This is a genomic window from Achromobacter sp. E1 (assembly GCF_037039475.1).
GTDB lineage: Bacteria > Pseudomonadota > Gammaproteobacteria > Burkholderiales > Burkholderiaceae_B > Achromobacter > Achromobacter mucicolens.
On sequence record NZ_CP146253.1, the window covers coordinates 4,143,874 to 4,164,405 of the forward strand.

At 62.8% G+C, this 20,532-nt stretch carries 17 protein-coding genes and 1 tRNA gene; 7 read left to right on the forward strand and 11 right to left on the reverse strand.

The genetic code is table 11. The features are described from left to right. Positions 1-20: 20 nt before the first annotated feature. The 3 genes from V6V88_RS19215 to V6V88_RS19225 form a co-directional block, all read right to left on the reverse strand. A complete protein-coding gene (locus V6V88_RS19215) occupies positions 21-248 on the reverse strand; it encodes a hypothetical protein (RefSeq protein ID WP_338619751.1) in 228 nt (75 codons plus the stop codon). Next, positions 209-1,261 (reverse strand): putative Ig domain-containing protein, encoded by a 1,053-nt coding sequence (locus V6V88_RS19220; RefSeq protein ID WP_223576348.1) that lies wholly within the window; start codon positions 1,259-1,261, stop codon positions 209-211. Before V6V88_RS19220 ends, V6V88_RS19215 begins: the two co-directional genes overlap by 40 nt. A gap of 284 nt (positions 1,262-1,545) precedes the next feature. Continuing rightward, the gene (locus tag V6V88_RS19225; RefSeq protein WP_223576349.1) at positions 1,546-2,319 is read right to left on the reverse strand and encodes a LuxR C-terminal-related transcriptional regulator; all 774 of its coding nucleotides are present in this window, start codon (positions 2,317-2,319) and stop codon (positions 1,546-1,548) included. 324 nt (positions 2,320-2,643) lie between these two features. Between V6V88_RS19225 and V6V88_RS19230 the strand changes: the two genes are divergently transcribed. Continuing rightward, positions 2,644-4,281: a mechanosensitive ion channel family protein gene (locus V6V88_RS19230; protein ID WP_338615988.1), complete on the forward strand. Its 1,638-nt coding sequence runs from the start codon at positions 2,644-2,646 to the stop codon at positions 4,279-4,281. Between the two features lie 22 nt (positions 4,282-4,303). Here V6V88_RS19230 and V6V88_RS19235 read toward each other — a convergent pair whose 3' ends face one another. Both V6V88_RS19235 and V6V88_RS19240 read right to left on the reverse strand, forming a co-directional pair. Continuing rightward, the gene (locus V6V88_RS19235) at positions 4,304-5,578 is read right to left on the reverse strand and encodes a patatin-like phospholipase family protein (protein ID WP_223576351.1); all 1,275 of its coding nucleotides are present in this window, start codon (positions 5,576-5,578) and stop codon (positions 4,304-4,306) included. Continuing rightward, positions 5,575-8,184 carry a beta-eliminating lyase-related protein gene (locus V6V88_RS19240; RefSeq protein WP_223576352.1) on the reverse strand — a complete coding sequence of 870 codons (2,610 nt, stop codon included), beginning with the start codon at positions 8,182-8,184 and terminating at the stop codon, positions 5,575-5,577. Before V6V88_RS19240 ends, V6V88_RS19235 begins: the two co-directional genes overlap by 4 nt. Before the next feature lie 101 nt (positions 8,185-8,285). Here V6V88_RS19240 and V6V88_RS19245 point away from each other — a divergent pair, with 101 nt between their 5' ends. Next, a complete protein-coding gene (locus V6V88_RS19245) occupies positions 8,286-8,843 on the forward strand; it encodes a hypothetical protein (protein WP_223576353.1) in 558 nt (185 codons plus the stop codon). An 8-nt stretch (positions 8,844-8,851) separates the two neighbouring features. Here V6V88_RS19245 and V6V88_RS19250 read toward each other — a convergent pair whose 3' ends face one another. Both V6V88_RS19250 and V6V88_RS19255 read right to left on the reverse strand, forming a co-directional pair. After that, a complete protein-coding gene (locus V6V88_RS19250) occupies positions 8,852-9,418 on the reverse strand; it encodes a hypothetical protein (RefSeq protein ID WP_223576354.1) in 567 nt (188 codons plus the stop codon). A gap of 116 nt (positions 9,419-9,534) precedes the next feature. Next, positions 9,535-11,421: an acyltransferase family protein gene (locus V6V88_RS19255; RefSeq protein WP_223576355.1), complete on the reverse strand. Its 1,887-nt coding sequence runs from the start codon at positions 11,419-11,421 to the stop codon at positions 9,535-9,537. A gap of 310 nt (positions 11,422-11,731) precedes the next feature. Here V6V88_RS19255 and V6V88_RS19260 point away from each other — a divergent pair, with 310 nt between their 5' ends. Further along, complete coding sequence (locus tag V6V88_RS19260) at positions 11,732-12,058, forward strand: hypothetical protein (protein WP_155721968.1); 327 nt, start codon at positions 11,732-11,734, stop codon at positions 12,056-12,058. A 15-nt stretch (positions 12,059-12,073) separates the two neighbouring features. Here the strand turns inward: V6V88_RS19260 and V6V88_RS19265 are convergent. Beyond that, positions 12,074-12,149: transfer RNA gene (locus V6V88_RS19265), tRNA-His, on the reverse strand. A gap of 218 nt (positions 12,150-12,367) precedes the next feature. Here V6V88_RS19265 and cls point away from each other — a divergent pair. Further along, positions 12,368-13,825 carry a cardiolipin synthase gene (cls, locus tag V6V88_RS19270; protein ID WP_338615993.1) on the forward strand — a complete coding sequence of 486 codons (1,458 nt, stop codon included), beginning with the start codon at positions 12,368-12,370 and terminating at the stop codon, positions 13,823-13,825. Positions 13,826-13,869: 44 nt separating this feature from the next. On the opposite strand, the gene V6V88_RS19275 is transcribed toward cls, so the two are convergent. Next, complete coding sequence (locus tag V6V88_RS19275) at positions 13,870-14,298, reverse strand: PaaI family thioesterase (protein ID WP_056323229.1); 429 nt, start codon at positions 14,296-14,298, stop codon at positions 13,870-13,872. Positions 14,299-14,487: 189 nt separating this feature from the next. Between V6V88_RS19275 and V6V88_RS19280 the strand changes: the two genes are divergently transcribed. Further along, positions 14,488-15,360 carry an NAD(P)-dependent oxidoreductase gene (locus V6V88_RS19280; RefSeq protein WP_338615995.1) on the forward strand — a complete coding sequence of 291 codons (873 nt, stop codon included), beginning with the start codon at positions 14,488-14,490 and terminating at the stop codon, positions 15,358-15,360. 58 nt (positions 15,361-15,418) lie between these two features. On the opposite strand, the gene V6V88_RS19285 is transcribed toward V6V88_RS19280, so the two are convergent. Together V6V88_RS19285 and V6V88_RS19290 are read right to left on the reverse strand one after the other, a co-directional pair. Continuing rightward, the gene (locus V6V88_RS19285; protein ID WP_280001372.1) at positions 15,419-16,690 is read right to left on the reverse strand and encodes an MFS transporter; all 1,272 of its coding nucleotides are present in this window, start codon (positions 16,688-16,690) and stop codon (positions 15,419-15,421) included. A gap of 303 nt (positions 16,691-16,993) precedes the next feature. Further along, a complete protein-coding gene (locus tag V6V88_RS19290) occupies positions 16,994-17,650 on the reverse strand; it encodes a GntR family transcriptional regulator (RefSeq protein WP_062842168.1) in 657 nt (218 codons plus the stop codon). A gap of 214 nt (positions 17,651-17,864) precedes the next feature. Between V6V88_RS19290 and V6V88_RS19295 the strand changes: the two genes are divergently transcribed. Together V6V88_RS19295 and ggt are read left to right on the forward strand one after the other, a co-directional pair. Next, positions 17,865-18,839, forward strand: coding sequence for a tripartite tricarboxylate transporter substrate binding protein (locus V6V88_RS19295; protein ID WP_063954364.1), 975 nt, complete (start codon positions 17,865-17,867; stop codon positions 18,837-18,839). A 24-nt stretch (positions 18,840-18,863) separates the two neighbouring features. Continuing rightward, a complete protein-coding gene (ggt, locus tag V6V88_RS19300; RefSeq protein ID WP_338615998.1) occupies positions 18,864-20,459 on the forward strand; it encodes a gamma-glutamyltransferase in 1,596 nt (531 codons plus the stop codon). Positions 20,460-20,532: the final 73 nt, after the last annotated feature.

Consider the following 20,532-nt stretch of genomic DNA (forward strand, 5'->3'; position numbering starts at 1 on the left):
ATCGCCATCGGCAAATGGGATCAGCCGCTCAGACGGAAAGAGATGTTACGTACTGAATCGCTGCGCTGGGGCACAGGGGGGTTGTGCAATAAAAGGAAAACCCCGGGGTGCAGCACCACAGGGCGCGATTCCAATACGTCCCCAAAAAATAAAAACCCGCCTTCCAGAATGCGGAAGGCGGGTTTTTTATTTTTACTTAATGCTTCGGCTACTCGAACGAAATCTGAAGCTGGGGATTGATCTTCCATTCGAATCGGGCACTTGCCTCGCCGCCACCGGCGTCTTGGGCCAGCACCACGTAACGGCCCTCTTGCGGAGTCGGCGGCACCAGACCACGCAGCGTGCCGGTGGCCTCGTCGAACTTCAGGCCTTCGGGAAGTCGGGCAGGCGTCGTGCCGTCCTTGTCGAAGAGCGCGTAGCGCACCGCGCCGCTACCGCCCGTGGCGTTCACCACCGGCAATGCCGTCGGCATCGTGGCGCCGGCAGTGAGTTCGATCGGGTTGGTCGAGATTTCGAGCGCGGGCGCCAGGTTGAAGTCGACCGGAATGGAAACGCGGGCACCGCCTTCGTCGCTGATGGTGGCGGTCAGGCCGGCCATTTTATCCAGAGACTTGGGCACCGCGCCGCTGACGCGGCCGCTGCCGTCGAGCACCAAGCCCGACGGGATACGCATGCTGCTGCCATCAGCGTTTGAATAGGACACGGCGTAGTTACCGGTGCCGCCGCTGACATTGATGAACTTGACAGGGTTCTTGATCCGGCCGCCCGCCGTCGCTTGAATGGAACCGCCTTCGACATTCAAAGGCGGGTTGATGGTCAGTTGCACCGCCCGGCTGGCCTTACCGCCACCACTGTCTTCCACCTGGATCAGGTAGGTCAGCGTCTTGGGGCTGGCGACGGAGGGTGCGGCGCCCGAGAGCGAGCCGTCGGATCCGAACACCAGGCCGGCGGGCAATTCGGCGGGCTTGCCGCTGGTGTCAAGCAACCGGAAGTTCAAGGTGCCCGTTCCGCCGGAGGTGCGCACACGGATCAATTGCGAATTAAGCGTTGCGCCCGACGTGATGGAGAGCCCCTTGTCGGGAGCAATGGCCGTGCCACGGGACCGGGCAATTTCCTGACCGCCCGTGGGGGTCGTGGAGGCGGCAGGCGAGCCCTTGACGGGCGCGGTGCGTTGCGAGATTTTGCCCACGGGCGGTTTGAAGTCTTCGGCAGCGATGGCTTGGCCTGGCTTGACTGCGATCAGTCCAACAGCGACTCCCAAGCACGCGAATCGGGAGATTATTTTTTTATTCATAACAGTCCTTGTCACTTAATCAACGATGCGCTCTGCGCGTTAAATATCACTCAACAGGCCGAGCGCAAAAAACGCTCGGCCTGCGAGACCCAATAACCGCGTGCGCCTCAGACAAACTTGAAGCTCCGCCATGTCTCTTTGCATTTACATCGCAGAACCGCGCAAGGCTGCAGGCCACGATCAGCACTGACGTATCGGAAGACTGGGCGACACATTATTTCAAGAACAAGAGGCTGGAATGGAGAGTAAAACTACCCTTTTGCCAGCACATAATCGGATTGCCCCTCGATCGAGCGCCAGTCAGTGCCAGGCTTTATCAGACCGATGAACAGCCGGGCCAACGCAAGCGAAGAATTGATATTCAGCTTGGAATAAACACGCGCCTTGTGGTTGTCGACGGTTCGCACGGAGATATGCAGATGCTCCGCGATTTCCTTGCTGGAATGCCCCGCAATCACGCCTTGAACGATCACAAGCTCGCGCTGCGTCAGCAGCGCCTTTCGCGCTTCTTCCTGGTTTGCCCGGACGCGGTTCAGATGCGCGCTGCGGCTCAGGTGAAGCGCAAAATGAACGGCATGGTAGAGGCGGCTGGAATTGAGCGGCTTGGCAAAGAAGTCCACCGCACCGCGCCGCATGGCCTCGACGGCGTCGCCGAATTCAGGCTCGGACTTGATGAAGATTATCGGCAGGGCGGCGTTTGCCTGGGCCAAATCGCGATCGACGGCCCTATCCGCGGTCAATTTTCCAAAGTCCATAATCAGGCAGTCGCACTCGCCCTCGGAATAAATGGACAGGAAATCACGCACTGTCCGGCTCTGTATGACGTCGATGGAAAAATTGGCCAGGATCCGACGAACGGCCCATTCCGATGATTCGTCCTCGTCGACGATGTAGGCTTTGGCGCCGATGGGAAATGGGTCCGCGTGGGCCGCCCGCACCGCCACCCCGCGCGGCGCATGGAACGCGTCATGGATAAACCGAGGGTGGTACTGCCCCCAGTGCAGCGACTGTTCGGAATACGGCATCGTCTGTTATGGCAAGAACGCAAAATCGCGCATCCCGGCAATCTGGGTAGCACTGCGCGCAAGTGACGAAGTATAGGAACGCGCCCACAAGCGTTCCCATCAGAAATCTTCGATTCTTTGGGCCGTCCGTCTCGGCGGCGCATCGCGTGGCAACGACATCCATTGCGGCCGGCGTTTTCATGATGGAAGTCAACATCGACGCTGCCCTAATCCGCAATTCTGACCGGATGGTCGTCATGCCGGTTGAAGCGTACAAAGCGAGCCTTGCGCGCACGCTCGCCGGTGAAGCACGACTTAAAGATGCGGTGAGCGTGGAAGACACAAATGGCCCGCAGACTCAAGTCGTTCATCCTGGCCACCGTGTTGTTGGCGCCCCTGCTCGCGTTCGGGGCCGCTGGCGACGAGGCGCGTTCCACGGCCCCTGCCCTTGAATTGACGCTGGAAACAGCCCCCGTCGAGATCGACGGTCAGGTGCTGTTCACGGTCCGTGGGCTGTCATCGTTTCCCGCCGAGAAACGGGCGCAATCCATCGGGCGAAGAATCGAGGAAGCGGCCGGCGATGCCGCCTTCGCGAGCGCCGGACTGAAAGTGGACACCATCGAAACCGGCTCCGTCATCCTGGCAGGCAAGACGGCATTGATGGTCGTCACCGATGCGGACGCCCAGCTCGAGCAAACCACGCGTGAGAACCTCGCGGCCTTGCACCTGGCGCGCATTCGCCAGGCCATCGACGAATACCGGCTGACCCGCAGCACGGGGTACCTGATCAAGGCGGCCCTTCATGCCGCTGGCGCCACCGTCCTGCTGTCTGCAGGCATTGCGGTCTTGATCTTGCTCAATCGCTGGCTGGACAAGGCAGTCTCCAGGATTCTGAAGCGTCGCGTACACGACGTGGACATCCAGTCGTTCGAGGTCGTGCGGTCGGACACGATCTGGAAAACGTTGCATGGCGTGATCCTGGCGATCGGGATCATGACCATCGTGGTGTCGATCTACGCATACCTGCAATACGTGTTTGCGCTCTTTCCCTGGACCCGTTCCGTCTCGAACGACTTGCTCAACCTGTCGACCCGTGCTGTCCGCAGACTTGGAAAGTCCACAGCAGAAATGATTCCCGACGTCCTGATTCTGGTCATCATCTATTTGCTGACCCGCTTTACGCTGGCCCGGGCCCGGAAATTCTTCGCCGCAGTGGAACAAAAGCGCGTCGTCTTCACGCAGTTCGAACCGGAATGGGCCATGCCGACCTACAAACTGCTCCGGGTGCTGATCCTGGCGTTTGCGGTGGTCGTTGCGTACCCCTACATTCCTGGCTCCGAAACCGCAGCCTTCAAGGGTATCTCGATCTTCATCGGCCTCATGCTGTCGTTAGGCTCTTCCACGGCAATATCCAACCTTATCGCGGGCTACCTGATGACGTACCGGCGGGTTTTCAAGGTCGGGGATCGCGTAAAGGTGGGCGATGTCGTCGGCGAAGTCGTGGCCGTCCGCCTTCAGGTGACGCATCTGCGCACGAATAAAAACGAAGAGGTGACAATACCGAACTCCCAGATTCTGAACAGCGACGTCACGAATTACAGTTCCCTTGCCGGCACCAAAGGTTTGATTCTTCACACCACAGTCGGAATCGGCTACCAGGTGCCGTGGCGGCAGGTCGAGGCGATGATGCTCGCCGCCGCCGGGCGGACCGCCGGCGTGCTTTCAGATCCGAGCCCCTTCATTCTCCTGACCAAACTGGGAGATTTTTCGGTTTCATACGAGCTGAACGTCTATGTGCGCGACACAGAAATGATCGGCAAACGCTACGCCGAGCTGCACCGCCACATCATTGATGTCTTCAACGAATACCAGGTGCAAATCATGACGCCTGCCTACGAGGGAGACCCCGAACAGCCCAAGATCGTGCCGCCGGAACATTGGTACTCCGCGCCTGCGTCTCCAGACGTAAGAGCCAAGCCCTGACACGCGCGACGCCGCCCGCGATCTATTTGCCGGGTGAATCAACCGTCGGCAACGCGAAACCCGGCGGCGCATGGGACCACGGGAAGCCCTTCAATGCCATGTCATAAGCGGTGTCGTAGAGCGATCGCATGTATTCCGTGTCGAACTCCTCTCGATGCGGAGCCCGAAAGCTCGATGGAATGAACGCAAGGTTGAACTGGACGCCATCACGGTGCGCCGTCGTATAGATGCGGTAAAGATCACCAATACCTTGGCTTTGAATCATGGACGCGACCGCGCGCGCTGCGATGCTCATTGTGGCGCGCTGCACCTGAATCCAGTCCGCGTCCAGCCGGGCGTTGCGGATGATATAGAGTTCCCGCTCGCGGTTGGCGCCGCGCAGCGTCGCTTCCTCAGCGAGGCGCAGGGTAACGGGATAGGCAAAAACTTGCGCCACCACACCGCCATCGACGTGCATCTCCTGGTAGCGTCGTCCACCGGCTTCCACGTCAATCATCATCGGAGGAAAAGCGCCCGGAATCGACGTCGAGGCGACCATGACCTTTACGAACAGGTCCAATGCCGCAGGACCGCCGTAAGTGGCAATCTTGCCCATATCCCAGATGACGCCACGGCCGGTATCGAGGTCCGTGGTGCCGATCAACAGCATGCGCCCCTTGGCGTGCTCGGCGGCGATCTCCTCCAGGAACTCCTGGGTCACGAACTTTCGGGTCAGGGCCAATAGCGGACGGTTGTCCGCCATCGCATCGCTCAACACGCCGCCAAGCAAACTGCGCTTGACCATCACGTCGTCCGGCGCAGTCGTTGTATAGACTTCCTTCAGCGTCGCATCATATTTCTTGCCGGCAAAAGCGAAAGGGGCAATCAGCGCACCCGTGCTGATGCCGGTCACAAGCTTGAACTCCGGCCTGGTGCCTGTTTCCGTCCATGCGTTCAACAACCCCGCAGCAAACGCCCCGTTGTCGCCACCCCCAGAAATCGCAAGGAATACCGCGGGTCCAAGCTTGCCCGAATATCCCTGCCTCGCAAGATAATCCTGTTCCCTTTTCAACGACTCGTACGCCGCCTGAATGATTTTCGGCGAGTCGGCCACGACCAGATAGCGCACACCAGGCATTCCAGGAACTTCAACGTGGTCGACCAAGCCGTGCGGCACCGCCTGCAACCTGCCGGGCGTCGCGGTGCACCCTTGAAGAAACAGCCCTGCCGCCATGATCAGGGCAAGGCCGAACGCTGCGTCAAGGCGCCGCCTTCCTGCATAAAGCGTCTTGAACAGCGTCACGAAGAATCCGCTCATGCTCTATTTCCTTCGGCGCCTCTGAAGACGGACGGTTTTATCAGCTTGATGCCGCGGGACCCGTTGTAGCCATGGATCTCTTTGACATCGAGCTTGCGCATGAACTCAATGGTGTTCGCGTCGATGATCTGGCCTGGCACCATGATCGGAAAGCCCGGCGGATAGGGGATGACGAAATTCGCTGACACCAGCGGGGGGCCCGCTTCCAGGCGCTTGTCAATGTCTTGACTGGACAGCGGCAGGTATTCGCAGTCCGCTTCGTTGTAGGCCGCGAAGAAGGCGTCTCGCATGTTGCCTTCCTGCGTGGGGCTGCGCGGGTCGTCCCGGTAGCCGTCATGAAAGCGGCTGAAGTTGGGAAGGCTGGGCACATCTTCCATCAGGCTCCTGACTTTCTCGGCGAACTCTGCCCTGCCCGCTTCGCCGCTTTCCTTGAATCCTGATTCGATTTCCTCGGAAATTTCCAGCAGCACCTTGATAAGCATCGCGACGTCACTGCGTGTGTTGTTGATATTGCTCTGAAGCAAGACGCTGTTGCGCGAGGTCTTGTTGAGTTGGATGTTGTAGCGGGAAGCCAGCAGGTTCTTGAACGTGGTGCCGTCGTATCCCGCCGTGCCGCACACCAGCGTCAGGCGGGTCGGGTCCAGGCAGAACTCGTCTTCCTTGAACGACTTCACGGCGGTCAGCCAGTTCGTGCCCGGCGCCAGATAGTCGGCAAAGCCCGATGCGCGAAACTCCTCGGGGATCATCTTGTCGGCCCCCAGCACGCTGAAGTAGCGCGAAATCAGGGGGTGATTCGCGACCTCGCGGCGGATGGCCAACGCGACTTCGATGGCGCGCATGACCAGCTCGTAGCCCTCCAGCTCCATCTGACGGCGAGCCACATCCAGCGAGGCAATGATCTGCGCATTGGGCGAGGTCGATGCATGGATGAAGACCGCTTCGTGGAATGCCGAGACATGGTGCTCGTAATCTTCATCGCGCACGGCGATGATCGATCCCTGCCTTAGGCTGGACATGGATTTGTGCACCGAATCCGTCTCGTAGACGCGTATGCGCATGGTCCGCGGATCGGGAACCAGGACGCGATCCAGCAGCCGCGGGTCCTGGGGATCCAGATCCTCGCCGAGTTCACGGCACTGTGCCTGCCAGGCCTCGAGCGCCCTGGGGTCGTCGCGCCATGCATGCAGCGCAGCCGCGGCGCCCATCGCAGTGCGCATGCGCAAGAATGGCGACCAGCGCGCAAACCCGAACCACGCCTCGTCCCACAGGAATATCAGGTCGGGCTTGATGGCCAGGCACTCGGCCATGACGCGCTGGGTGTTGTAGATGTGTCCGTCGAAGGTGCAGTTGGTCAGCGTGACCATCGCCACCTTGTCCAGCCGCCCCGCCGACTTCAGCGCCAGCAATGCCTCTTTGACCGTGCGCAGCGGAACCGCGCCATACATCGAATACTCCGTCATCGGAAAGGCTTCCACATAGAGCGGCTGCGCGCCCGACAGCACCATCCCGTAGTGGTGCGACTTGTGGCAATTGCGGTCCACGATCACGATGTCGCCCGGTTTGGTCACCGCCTGGTAGACCATCTTGTTCGACGTGGACGTGCCATTGGTCACGAAGAACACGTGATCCGCGCCCACCGCACGCGCGAACTTCTCCTGGGCGACCTTGATGTTGCCTGTGGGCTCCAGCATGCTGTCCAGGCCGCCTGTCGTGGCGGAGGTCTCCGCCAGGAAGAGGTTCAACCCGTAGAATTCGCCGAAGTCCCGAATCCAGTTGGACTTGATGATCGACTTGCCCCGCGCGATGGGCAGCGCATGGAAGGTGCTGATCGGCTTGGCGGCGTACTGCTTGAGATTGTCGAAGTGGGGCGTGGATTGCCGCTCGCGCACGCCTTCCAGAATGTTCAGGTGCACCTCCATGGGCTCTTCGACCTCATAGAAGACGCGGCGGATCGCCGAGGCGCTGGGATCGCCCGCCAGTTTTTCCACGTTCCTGTCGGTGAGCAGGTAGATGTCGAGCTCCGGCCGGACGCGGGCGATCATGTGGGCCAGCCGCACGCCGATCTCGCGCGGCGCGTCGACCGTCATGTCCAGGTGCTCGTAGACGCTCAGAAAATCCCGCAGCAGCGGGGCATCGTGCTTGGACGGGATGGGGATGCCGTCATAGATGACGACGGCCTCCAGCTTGCCGTTGAGAATCGTGGCAAGCAAGGCATCTTCGACGCTTCCGACCAGGACGGGCTCGTAGATCAGGGGGTCGTCGTGCCGCCGCAGTTCACGGATTTCTCGGGTGATCGCCGCAGCGCGGGCGGCGGGCGCCGGGCTCACGAACAGCGCCTCGAAGTACGGCCGGCTGGAGTGGCTTCCCGCCAGACCGGGCGGGGTGCGGTCGGGCCCTTCGGCAGAGAATTCCTCTGTCGCCTGCCATTCGCTCTCGTCGTAGCGATAACTGCCCGATAGCAGGGAGTTGCTCATCCGCAGGATGAGACGCGCCGCGCCCATGCCGTCACCGTCCGCGATCCGCTCGTCCAGCGCATGCAGCAACCGCACGCCCGGGTACGCGAAGTAGCTCTCCATCGGGCGCAGGTCCGCCAGCGCTTCCTGCACCGGTCCTGGGCCCGCGCCGGTCCTGGCGCACCGGACCTCGGCGGCCCAGGCCTGCGCCTTGGCATTCAGGTCGCGCCACCGCCGCGCTTGTGGGGAGCGTGGTGCAGGAAGCGGATTCCACCGATTTCGTCGCGCTGGGCTTCGGCGTCTTTCTTGGTGCGGTGATCGGCACTTCGCTCGTATTGCCCATCGGCGGCATGCCGATCGCCATCGGAAGGAGCGTCGGAACGTTGGTGCTGGGCCTTTTGGTTGGCTGGCGCAACGCTGGCAAGCCGTTATTCGGCCGAATATCCCACGCTTCCCTGGAATTCATGAAGTCGATCGGGCTGGCCGGTTTCGTCGCCATGATCGGATTGAAAGCCGGGCCTCTTTTTGTCGACGCGCTGAAAGAAGTTGGACTGACGATCTTTCTGGCGGGCATCGTCGTGACGTTGGTGCCCTTGTTCGTTGGCTTGCTGGTGGGCCGATACTTGTTGAAGCTTGAGCCGCTTTTATTGTTGGGCGCATTGGCCGGCGTGCAAACCATGACAGCCGGCCTTGCCGCGGTGCAAGAAAAATCCGATAGCCCCGTCGCGGTCATCGGCTATTCCGGCACAGTGGCCTTCGGACATATTCTGATCACGACATGGGGCACGGTGATCGTCTGGCTGCTGTTTTGATCCTGCATTTACCCTATCAGGGTCAGGACGGCAGATCGGTCCATTATCCAGATCACGACAGCCGCAACCGAGGCAACTACCAAAAAGGCACGCCTTCCATTACGGAGTCCGGCTGATGGCAATGAAACGGCCTTTTTCCCTTTGAGGCGCTGTTTCTCCCAGATCTTCAGGACCAGTAGATAGCCGGCATACACGATTGGGTATGCAATCAACAGATTTAAAAAGGTGCGATGCGGCAGCAGATCGTCGTGCGCCGTCAACGCCAGCGCGCAGGCGGAACTGACCAGCAACATGCCGCTTTCGATGTAGTCCTGAAACGATGCGATTGCCAGATCTGCCTTGGGGGTTCCCCGCTGATGCCGGACGACGCCACGGCCCGCAGTCAACCCGGCCATGGCGGCCAGCCAGAACGAGCAATAGGAAAGAAAGTACGCCCGTCCGTCCGAGGAAGTGAAAAACGAAGCAGCGTCGGCGTCGTTCAGAAACATGATCACCACCACGGGAGGGGCGAGCAACAGAAGCGCCAGCCCAAACAGCGCCCAATCGGCGCCAGTCAACTTTTCCATGTGGTTCATCTACTTGCGCTCCGACAAGGCATCGTTATATTCAGATAACGGCAGCGGACGGCCGAACTGAAACACCGTTCCGATGGAATGCACGGCAATCAGGGTACGCGGCCGCCACGCCCGAGTCATTCGGCTCTGGCGAATTCACGCAGTGTATTGTTTCTGAAAAGGATCGGGCCAAGATACCGCGCACCGCCTTCTGTCAGATGGATGCGATCGTAGGAAATCAGCTCATCATCCGGGGGGACGGCTGGGCAGCCTCTATCCGCGCATACCGAATTGAAGAAGTCCACGTATGTCCCCAAGCCCGCAACGCCCTCTTGCAACGTTCGGCCGAGTTCCAGGTGGCCGGCGTTGGGGAAAGACCGCACCTCGGCACGCTGCTTCGCCGTCATTCTCATCATGTTGCGAATGTCCGGCGGCGCAAACTCCTTCGTGCCGGCCACAAACAAGCGCTGATCCGAACGCAAATTCATGCGTTGAATTGTCTCTCGCAGTCTGGATGCGGACCATAGATGCCAGTTTGCGACCAGGAAAATCACGTCAGCCTTCGCAACCTGAACCGTGGACTTCTTCAAGGAGCGGGCGTTTGCGCACATGTGCCGCTCGGCTGCAGGAATGTGCGCCGACACATCGTCATCCGTCCAGACAATCTGACATTGCGCAGGCACATAGATTGTCCGGACCTCGTCGGACTTCCAGGCGCCGGCCTCGGCTGCCATATTCACGAAATCCTGCGCCTGGCTGTCTCCGATCACCAGCACGCGGCGCTTGCCGACTTCGTCGAAGTCCTTCTCAAGCGCGTTGAAGCGAGTGATGACGTAGGGCGTCTGCGCCTGGACGTTGTCGTACTCCTGCCAGCGCTTCTGTTCCTCGTTGTGACGAACAATGGCGCCCTGCCAGACCCACAGCGCCATGCCGATTCCAAAGACGGCCAGCGATCCAAGCCCTAGGGTCCACATGGCTGGCCGGGTCTTGAATTTTGCGCGGTCCCGAAATGGCATTTCGACCACACGCCAACTGATCCAGCCCAGCACCAGCGCCAGTCCGGTCAAGATCAAGCTGCCCCGAATCCCGAAGCCGGGCCGGATAATGTGCGCGAACGTGAACAAAGGCTGGTGGACCAGATAAGCGCTGTAGGAGATAAGCCCCACCCACACCAACGGCCGCACCGACAGAATCCGCCCCAGCGAATTGGTCCGCGTGGCGCCCAAGAGAACGAACGCCGAACCCACGGCGGGAATCAGTGCGGACAGGCCCGGGAAGAACACAGAACTGTCGAAAGTCAGGATGGCGCCAAACACGCCGGCAGCCCCCAACCATCCGACGACGCCGCGAATATTCGGACGGGTTGCCAGGAATGTCCCCAGGGGGGACAAGGCGGCGAGGGAGCCGATCAACAGCTCATAAGCGCGGGTCGGAAGCCAATAGAACGCGGCGAGAGAACGTCCAGTTTGTACCGCCGCCTCGCTCACCGCCAACGATGCAAGCGCGCAAAGCAACAAGACCCAGACAACGGATCTGCGCGCAAAACGCCAAATTGCGATCATGAGCAGCGGAAATAGCACATAGAACTGCTCTTCGACGCTGAGGCTCCATGTGTGGAGCAGCGGGTTCTCCAGACCTGCGGTGAAATAGTTCGTCGTGTTCCAAAAGAAAATATTGGAGACGAAAGTGGTCACGGCGACCAGCCCCTGCCCAAGACGAACCAGTGCATACGGCCCCTGCAAAAACCAGGCGGCGATGGTGGTGCCGATCAGGACCGCCAAGAGCGCGGGAAGAATACGCCGCGCGCGCCGTTCATAAAAGCTGCCAAACGAAAATGACCCGGCATCCAGTTCACGCGCGATGATCGTCGTGATCAGGTAGCCGCTTATGACGAAGAAAATATCAACGCCGACAAAACCACCCGCCATCCCGGGAATTTTCGCGTGAAACAGAATGACCGCCAACACTGCAATAGCGCGTAGTCCGTCGATTTCAGGCCGGTATTTCAGGTGCACGTCTGACATTCGTAATGTTCTTCTAATCTGCGTGATGTGATAATCGGGCGGCCGCCGCTCTCGGCCCGGGGCGATTATAGACACCGATTTTCTGCCGGCTCTGTTACGGGCGGGATTCTGCAGGAGCTTTCAGGCGTCTCTCTAGCTCCGTCAAAATATCTCGTGCCAGCGTTGCATATTCTTCAGTGCCGGCATTGAGTACATTCCGGGCTCGGCTAGCAGCCCGATCAAATGGACGGCGGCACTGCGCCAACTGTTTGCCGACCTTGCTCAGTTGGACCAAATAACGCGAGGCGTTAAATTGGCCATTCGGGAATCCGTGTACCTGGTCAATATTTGGAATGGCCAGCAACTATGCGCCGAACAGGGCTTCGGGGCGCTATGTTCCAAAATCAGGGGAGATTGGGTTAAGACGCCTGGCCGCGAGCGGTTCACCTTTCACGGCCTGCACGCCTACTTTGCGATAGTGCTGGTGGGCAGGGACGAGAACCCGGAAACGCACGCGACTCCGGCAACGATGCACCGCGTTGATGATGGGCGCCGGGTGGCCGAAATCGAGAGCAGCGCTCAATGCATGTCACCATTCTTGATTCATGCCACCATTTTGCAGAACGCACAAAAGAAAAAAGCCGCTCTAGGCGGCTGATTTCTAAGGAATTCTTGGGGTGGCTGATGGGACTCGAACCCACGACAACCGGAATCACAATCCGGGACTCTACCAACTGAGCTACAGCCACCACTGGTACTGCTAAGCACTGCTTAACTTCTACAGCGCTTTCGCCGCAAACTTCTCTGAAACGTGTTTCGAAGGAAGCTCAACAACGAAGAGGCCGAATTCTAGCACGTTTTTTTAAAGCGTGTGAAATCACTTCCAAGCCGCACGTTTGCCACCCGCGGCAGCCTTGCTATCCTTGCGCTTGGTTAACCAATGGAGGCCGCGTCTCAAGCCATCGCCATGGATCGCATACACGCATTTTTGATCGAATACTGGCCTCATATTGCCTTTGCCATCAGCATCGTGGCGGGCACGGGCGCGGCGGTGCATGCTGCGATGACCAAGCAGGATGTGCGGGCGGCCATCGGCTGGGTGGGGGTGGCGATGTTCTCGCCGATCCTTGGGGCGCTCTTCTATTTCGTCGCCGGGATCAACCGTATCCGCAAGACGCGGGTGTCGCAGCAGCGCGACGACGCCATGCTGGAAGATGCCGAGCAGGTCGAGACTGCGCCGGTCGATGTGGTGGCGATCTCGGGCGAGCAGTTCGCGTCGCTGAAGGTACTGGGTGACCGGGTCAGCCGGTTTCAGCTGCTGGCCGGCAACGAGGTGCGGCCGCTGGCCGGTGGCGACGAGACGTATCCTGCGATGCTGCAGGCCATTCGCGAGGCCCGCCACACGGTGGCGATGCAGAGCTATATCTTCGACAACGATCCGATCGGGCGGGAAGTGGCCGAGGCGCTGATCGAGGCGCAGGCGCGGGGCGTGCAGGTGCGGGTGCTGATCGACGCGGTGGGGGCCAAGTACTCCCGTCCGCCGATCGTGCGCATGCTGGCGCGGGCGGGCGTGCCGGTGGCGCGGTTCATGACCAATCCGATGGGAGTGCTGCGCATGCCCTATGCCAATCTGCGCAGCCACCGCAAGGTGCTGGTGGTGGACGGCCGGGTGGGCTTTACGGGCGGCATGAACGTGCGGGCGGCGTTTGTCAGCGCGCTGGCGGGCGACGCCACCAACCACGATACGCATTTCCGAGTGGAAGGACCGATCGTGACGCAACTGATGTCGGTGTTTGCGCATGACTGGAATTTCACGACGCACGAGTCGCTGCCCGCCAAGCCGTGGTTCGATCCCGACTTCATGCCGCCGTCGGGCCGCGTGCCGATCCGCTGCGTGCCGTCAGGACCCGACCGCGCGCTGGGCAGCACGCACAACATGCTGCTGGGCGCCCTGGCCGTGGCGCGGCATCACGTGCGGATCCAGTCGCCGTACTTCCTGCCGGACCAGACGCTGATCGGGGCGCTGGCCACGGCGGCGCGCCGCGGGATCATTGTGGACATCGTGATCCCGGGCAGGAACAACCTGCGGCTGGTCGATTACGCGATGACGGCGCAGCTGGACCAGGTGGTGCGCACGGGCTGCCGCGTCTGGCGCTCGAGCGGCGCGTTCGACCACTCAAAGCTGATGACGGTGGACGGGGCCTGGACGTATGCCGGCTCGTCGAATCTGGATCCGCGCAGCCTGCGGTTGAATTTCGAGCTGGACACCGAGATCTACGACCGCGACGTGGCGCGGTGGCTCGATGCGCGCTTCGATGCGTTGGTCGCCAACGCGCACCGCGTGACGCTTGATGACCTGCTGCAAGCGCCCTTTGCCAAGCGCCTGCGCAACAAGGTGATCTGGCTGGCCACGCCTTATCTGTAGCGCCCCCCTGCCCCCGCGTTGATCATCCGGGCGGCTCGCCGTGGCTAGCCGTCCGAGGCGGGCACGGCGGCGTGGCGGACCGCGAACACGGCGCTGGCCTTGAGCATGGCGCGGCCTTCCACCTGCAGGCGGCAGGTCGCATAGATCAGGCGCTTGCCCTGCTTGTCGATCTGCACGTGCGCCTCAAGCCAGTCGCCCGGATTGACGGCGTTCAGGAATTCAACGGACATCTGCGCCGTGACGACGGAGACGTGGGCGTCTTCCGAGATGACAAGCCCCAGCGCGCTGTCGGCAAACGTTGCCAGGAATCCTCCGTGCGCCATGCCGTGCATGTTGCCGTGCGCCGTGGTGACACGCAGCCCCAGCACGTTGTCGGCCTTGCGGCGGTAGAACGGGCCAAGATCGTTCAGGTGGCGCATGAACTGGCTGCTGGGATACCAGGGCGTGAAACCGGCGGGGATGGAGTCTGTCATGGCTGCCGCTGCAAGAGTCCCGATGGACGATCCTCGAAAGTATTGCAGACGCGCCCGCCCCGGCATAGCGCGGTGATCGGCGCGCGGACGCCCGGCGAGCGGCCGCGAGTGCGCGTTGGCCCCGATTGCGGCTTCTGCGGGTAAGATTTACGGCACAACAATCACCCTACATGGCAGGAGCAGTGGAAGATGGCAAAAGTCGGCATGGTTGGAATCGGCCTCATGGGCCACGGTATTGCAAGCAACCTGGTCAAGCACGGCCACACTCTGACCGTGCTTGAGCATCCGGGCAATCAGCCCCTGGACTCGCTCAAGGCTGCTGGTGCGGTCAGCGTGGCCGGCGGCGCCGAGCTTGCCGCGCAGTCGGATGTGATCATCCTGTGCGTGACCGGTAGCCCGCAGGTCGAAGCCGTGCTGCTGTCGCCGGGCGGCGTGCTCGAGGGACTGCGTCCGGGCACCGTCATCATCGACTGCTCGACCGCCATCCCCTCGTCCACCGTGAAGGTCGCCCAGGCGGTCACCGAGAGCGGCGGGCACTTCCTGGACGCGCCCATGACGCGCACGCCCAAGGAGGCCGCCGAAGGCCGGCTGAACCTGCTGGTGGGCGGCGATGCCGCGCTGTTCGAGGAATGCAAGCCGCTGCTGGCCTGCTTTGCCGAAAACATCACCCATGCCGGGCCGGTGGGCGCGGGCCACCGGATGAAGCTGCTGCACAACTATGTGTCGTTGGGCGTGGTGGCGCTGCTGTCCGAAGCCGCGGCGTGCGCGCTGCGCTCGGACATCGACCCGGCCGTCTTCACCGAGGTCCTGGCAAAGGGCGGCGGCGGCGGCGTGGCGCTGGAGCGCATCAAGCCGTATCTGCTGGAACAGGATCCGTCGTCGCTGCGCTTTTTCATGTCGAATGCGCAGAAGGACCTTTCGTACTACAACACCATGGCCGCCGAAGCCGGCGCCGTGCGCGAGATCGGCGCCGCCGTGCAGCACACGTTCGACCAGGCCGTCACGCAAGGCGGCGGCGAGCGTTATGTGCCCGAACTGGTGTCGCTGCTGAAAGACCGCTAGCCGCCCCGCGCGCCGGGGATGCGCCGCATCCCTGGCCGGTTGCCGCGGCGCGGCGGGTTCAGCGTCCGGCAGCGGCCGCCACGGGCGGCGCCCGCAGGACGCCGCGCGGCGGCAGGCGCAGCGAAATCAGCGCCGCCAGCAACAGCAACACCCCGGCCGACCCGAACGCGACCCAGTGCGTGCCGAAGGTTTCGAAGGCCCAGCCGCCCAGCCACGAGCTGATCATGCCGCCCACCTGGTGGCCCAGATACGTCAGCCCATACAGCACGCCAACCAGCCGGATGCCATATACGTCGGCCAGAATGGCCGAGGACAGCGCGATGCTGCCGGCCCAGACGATGCCGCCGATGGTGGCGGCCAGATACAGCTCCCAATGCGCGCCCACCATGACGAGCGCGAAGAATCCCAGGCCTCGCACCAGATAAATGGCGGCGAGAATGTTGCGGCGTTCGACCTGATCGGACATGCGGCCCAGCACCAGCGTGCTGAAGATGGCGACCAGGCCGATCAGACCGATGCCCAGCGAACTGGTGGTGGGGTCGAAGCCGTGATCCATCAGCATGGGCATGCCATGCGTGCCCAGCAGGTTCATGCTGAAGCCGCAGGCAAACAGACCCAGCGCAACCTGCCAGAACGGCAACGTGCGCAGCGCCTCGCCCAGCTGCGGCGCGGGCGCCTTGGCGGCCGGCTTGGCCGAGCTGGATTTCTCGATGATCTGATGCGGCAGCAGGTCGGTGTGCTCGGGCGCCTCGTCGCGCATCACGAAAAGCGCAATGGGGATGGTCAGCACGGCAAACAGCACGGCAAAGCCCAACAGCGTCTCCTGCCAGCCCACGGCCGAAATGGCGTAGGTGAGCGTCGGCGTCATCAGCGCAATGCCGGCCATCGACCCCGTGGACAGGAAGAAGAGCGCCATGCCGCGCTGGCGCGTGAACCAGCGGCTGATCACCGGCGTCAGCGCGACGGGGCTGGTGAAGGCAAGGCCGATGGACAACGCGACACCGAAGGCGAGCAGGAATTCGAGGGGGCTGCGCGCGAAGACGGTCCAGATGGAGGCGGCGACGACGATGGCCGTGCCGGTCAGGAGCACGAAGCGCGTGCCGCGGATGCTGACCAGATAGCCGGCGAGCGGCATGCCCAGGCCATAGCACAGCATGCCGATGGCCACGATGCCCGACAGCAGGCTACGCGAAAAACCCAAGCCTTCGGCCATGGGCAGAAAGAACGGTCCGATCCCCATGCGCAGGCCGACCGTAAACAGCGTGAGTACCGTGGCGGCGCCGACGATGTTCCAGCCGAAATACCAGCCGCCCGACTCTTGCTTGTCCAATTCCTCTTCTCCTCGGTGTCTTTTTTTATGGCCGGTTGCGCGCCAGGACTTGCAGACACCGAGGGCAGGCACGGAGGGGGCTCCGCTGTCGACAGGGGGTGGGAAGGACCAGGCGTGATTCGGCATGCTTGCGCCGGCGGACGAGCGCCGCCGGACGCGTCACATATTACTCCTGGCTATATGCGGGCAGGACGGGGAAATGGAAATCCTGTCCGGTGAGCGGTCAGCGGGATTGAAGCGGTTTCGCGGGCGCGGATAACGCCGTGGCAGCCGGGTGTCGGACAACTGGCGCGTCGGCGCGGATCAGCCCGCCTGTTCAAGGAACGCCTGCAGCGCCGGCACGGTGTTCAGGACGTGCTGACGCATGGCGGCCTCGCAGCGTGCCGCGTCGCGGGTTTGCAGGGCGTCGATCAGTTCCTGATGCGATTCGCGTACGCGCAGCACGCGGCCGGGTTGGGCGGCCCACAGGCGCATGTAGGGTTCGACGACCGAGTGCAGTTCCGAGATCTGGTTCAACAGGCGCGGCTGCTTGCAGAAGCTGCACAGGTATTCGTGGAATTCGCGGTGGGCGGCGGTCCAGTCCAGGTCTTCGTTCGCGCCCTGGTCCAGCTGCGCCAGCATGTTGACCAGCCGGCGGATGTGTTCGGGCCCCATGTTGGCCACGGCGTTGTGCGTCGCCAGCCCTTCGAGGACCGAGCGCATTTCAAAGACCTCCAGCATTTCCTGCTGGTTCAGGCCGCGCACCACGGCGCCGCGGTTGGCGCGGATCTCGACCAGGCCCTCCGAGGCCAGGCGGCGCAGGGCGCCGCGCACCGGCATGCGGCTGGTGCCGATTTCAGCCGCCACGACGTCCGGCACCAGCCGCTGGCCGGGCGCATAGTGGCCCAGGCGGATTTCACGCTGCAAATGCAGGTACGCCTCGTCTTCGGCGCTGATGGCTGTCTTCTGGAATTGCAGCACTTTCGTCCCCGGGCTTGGAAAGCCGCCATGATAGATAACGGCGAAAATAACACAAACTGGATCCAATGATCCATGAATACAAATCCTAATGGCCGGATGCGCGCCGCTTGCGTTTAATCCAGGGCAGGACGCGGCATGCCGCGCCCGCTCGGCCGGAAGGGGCAAGAGACCCGCCCGGACCATACGCTTTCCATAACGCGATCAAGGGGAATCCATGAAATTTCGTCTCATCCGGGCGCTGGCAGGCGCTGCCGCCGTGGCCTTCGCGGCGCAGGCCGGCGCGCAAGCCACGGACTGGCCGCAGCATCCCGTGCGCATCGTCGTGCCCTTCCAGGCCGGTTCCGCCACGGACCTGATCTCGCGCCAGCTTGGCGCGGCGCTGTCCGCCGAGCTGGGTCAGCCCTTCGTCATCGAAGCCCGTCCCGGCGCCGCGGCCGCCATCGGCAGCGCATCGGTTGCTCGGTCCGCGGCGGACGGCTACACGCTGCTGATGGGCGGCCCGGCCGCCGTCGTCACCAACCGCTTCCTGCAAAAGCGCCTGGCCTACGATCCTGACGCGTTCGAGTTGGTCTCGATGGTGGCCTACACCCCGAACATCCTGCTGGCCAACCCCAAGCAACCCTTCAAGACGCTGCCCGAAATGGTCGCCTATGCGCGCGCCAACCCCGGCAAGCTGACCTACGCCTCGTTCGGCACGGGCACGACCTCGCACATGGCGGGCGAAATGCTCAAGTCTGTTGCCGGCATCGACATCCTGCACGTGCCGTACAAGGGCGCAGGCGAAGCGATTCCCGCCCTGCTGAGCGGCCAGGTGTCGATGTACTTCGACACCATCATGACCGGCCTGCCCCAGGCCAAGAGCGGCGCGCTGCTGGCGCTGGGCATGTCCAACTCTCAGCGCTCGGCGCTGGCGCCGGACATTCCCACGATCGCCGAGCAAGGTTTTTCGGGCTACGACATCGCGCCGTGGTACGGCCTTGTCGCGCCGCAGGGCACGCCCGCACCGATCCTCGACAAGCTCAACCGCGCCGTCAACAAAGTGCTCGCCGATCCCGCATTGCGCGGTAAGCTCGCCGAAGCCGGCGCCGAGCCGCGTGGCGGCAGCCGCGAGGAATTCGCCGCCTTCATCAAGGCCGAGATTCCGCGCACCAAGCAGCTGATCGACCAGGCCGGCATCACCCCGCAGTAATTTTTCCAACGAGTTCCAGCATCCATGTCCTCCCCCTTCGATTGGTCTTTTCCGTACGCTTCCCGAAAAATGCCGGTCCTGGCCGCCAACGCGGTCGCGACCAGCCAGCCACTGGCTGCGCAGGCGGGACTACGCATGCTGCTGGCCGGTGGCAATGCCGTTGACAGCGCCATTGCCACCGCGATCGCCCTGACCGTCGTCGAACCCGTGATGAACGGGATCGGCGGCGACATGTTCGCCCTGGTCTGGCACGACGGCCAGCTCCACGGCTTGAATTCCAGCGGCTGCGCGCCGGCCGCGTGGACACCCGAATACTTCAACGGCCGCGACGCGATGCCTGGCACCGGCTGGGGCACGGTCACCGTGCCGGGCCAGGTCGCCGGCTGGAAGGCCTTGTCCGACCGCTTCGGCAAGCTGCCCTTCGCCAAGCTGTTCGAACCGGCCATCGCCTACGCCGAAGAAGGCTTCGCGGTGTCGCCGACCATTGCGCGCCAATGGGCCAACCAGGCGCCCAAGCTTGCCGCCGAACCCGGCTTTGCCGACGCCTTCCTGCCGCAAGGCCGTGCGCCGCAAGCCGGCGAATGGTGGCGCTTTCCGGACCAGGCCAGGACGCTGCGCGACATCGCCGAGACCGGTGGTGAAAGCTTCTACCGCGGCGAACTGGCCCGCAAGATCGCGGACTTTGCCAGCAAGACGGGCGGCGCCCTGAGCGCGGTGGACCTCGCCGAGCACCGGCCGGAATGGGTCAAGCCCATCTCGCAATCGTTCCGCGACTACGAGCTGCACGAGATCCCGCCCAATGGCCAGGGCATCTCGGCGCTGATGGCGCTGGGCATGCTTGAGCAATTCGACCTGGAAGGCATGGGCCGCGACAGCGCCGACTACTACCACGTCAGCATCGAGGCCATGAAGCTGGCGTTTGCGGACCTGCACCACCACGTTGCCGATCCGCGCCACATGCGCACCGACGCCAACGCGCTACTCGACCGCGCCTACCTGGCCGAACGGGCCCGCCTGATTTCCATGGACCGCGCCAGCGTGCCCACCGCAGGCACGCCGGCTACCGGCGGCACGGTCTACCTGACCGCCGCCGACGCCGGCGGCACGATGGTGTCCTTCATCCAGTCCAACTATCACGGTTTTGGCTCGGGCGTGGTCGTGCCCGGCACCGGCATCAGCCTGCACAATCGCGGCCTGAACTTCGTGCTCAAGCCGGGTCACGCCAACCAGGTTGCGCCGCGCAAGAAGCCGATGCACACCATCATCCCGGCGTTCGTGACGCGCCGCGGCCAACCTCTCATGTCGTTCGGCGTGATGGGCGGGTCGATGCAGGCGCAGGGCCATCTGCAGATGGTCACGCGTCTGGCGGCGTTCGGCCAGAACCCGCAGGCCATGAGCGACGCGCCGCGTTTCCGCGTCGAGAACGGCCCTGTCGTGAACGTCGAGTCGCACCTGCCGGCCGACGTGGTCGATACGCTGCGCGCGCGTGGCCACAACGTGGCGGTCGCGCCGGTGGACAGCCTGGAGTTCGGCTCGGCCCAGCTCATCTGCCGCCTGCCGCAGGGTGGCTATGTCGCCGCATCCGACTCGCGGCGCGACGGCCAGGCCGTCGGATTCTGACCACGCGGGGCACGCCGGACCGGGCGCCAAAGTTCGGCGACAATCCGTGACCGCTCGCGCGCCGGCCGCAAGC

What these genes read in the sequence shown, in the direction of transcription:
- V6V88_RS19215 (WP_338619751.1), bottom strand. Translation starts at nt 248, where the DNA reads ATGGAAGATCAATCCCCAGCTTCAGATTTCGTTCGAGTAGCCGAAGCA.
- V6V88_RS19225 (WP_223576349.1), bottom strand. Translation starts at nt 2,319, where the DNA reads ATGCCGTATTCCGAACAGTCGCTGCACTGGGGGCAGTACCACCCTCGG.
- V6V88_RS19230 (WP_338615988.1), top strand. Translation starts at nt 2,644, where the DNA reads ATGGCCCGCAGACTCAAGTCGTTCATCCTGGCCACCGTGTTGTTGGCG.
- V6V88_RS19235 (WP_223576351.1), bottom strand. Translation starts at nt 5,578, where the DNA reads ATGAGCGGATTCTTCGTGACGCTGTTCAAGACGCTTTATGCAGGAAGG.
- V6V88_RS19250 (WP_223576354.1), bottom strand. Translation starts at nt 9,418, where the DNA reads ATGAACCACATGGAAAAGTTGACTGGCGCCGATTGGGCGCTGTTTGGG.
- V6V88_RS19255 (WP_223576355.1), bottom strand. Translation starts at nt 11,421, where the DNA reads ATGTCAGACGTGCACCTGAAATACCGGCCTGAAATCGACGGACTACGC.
- cls (WP_338615993.1), top strand. Translation starts at nt 12,368, where the DNA reads ATGGATCGCATACACGCATTTTTGATCGAATACTGGCCTCATATTGCC.
- V6V88_RS19275 (WP_056323229.1), bottom strand. Translation starts at nt 14,298, where the DNA reads ATGACAGACTCCATCCCCGCCGGTTTCACGCCCTGGTATCCCAGCAGC.
- V6V88_RS19280 (WP_338615995.1), top strand. Translation starts at nt 14,488, where the DNA reads ATGGCAAAAGTCGGCATGGTTGGAATCGGCCTCATGGGCCACGGTATT.
- V6V88_RS19295 (WP_063954364.1), top strand. Translation starts at nt 17,865, where the DNA reads ATGAAATTTCGTCTCATCCGGGCGCTGGCAGGCGCTGCCGCCGTGGCC.
- ggt (WP_338615998.1), top strand. Translation starts at nt 18,864, where the DNA reads ATGTCCTCCCCCTTCGATTGGTCTTTTCCGTACGCTTCCCGAAAAATG.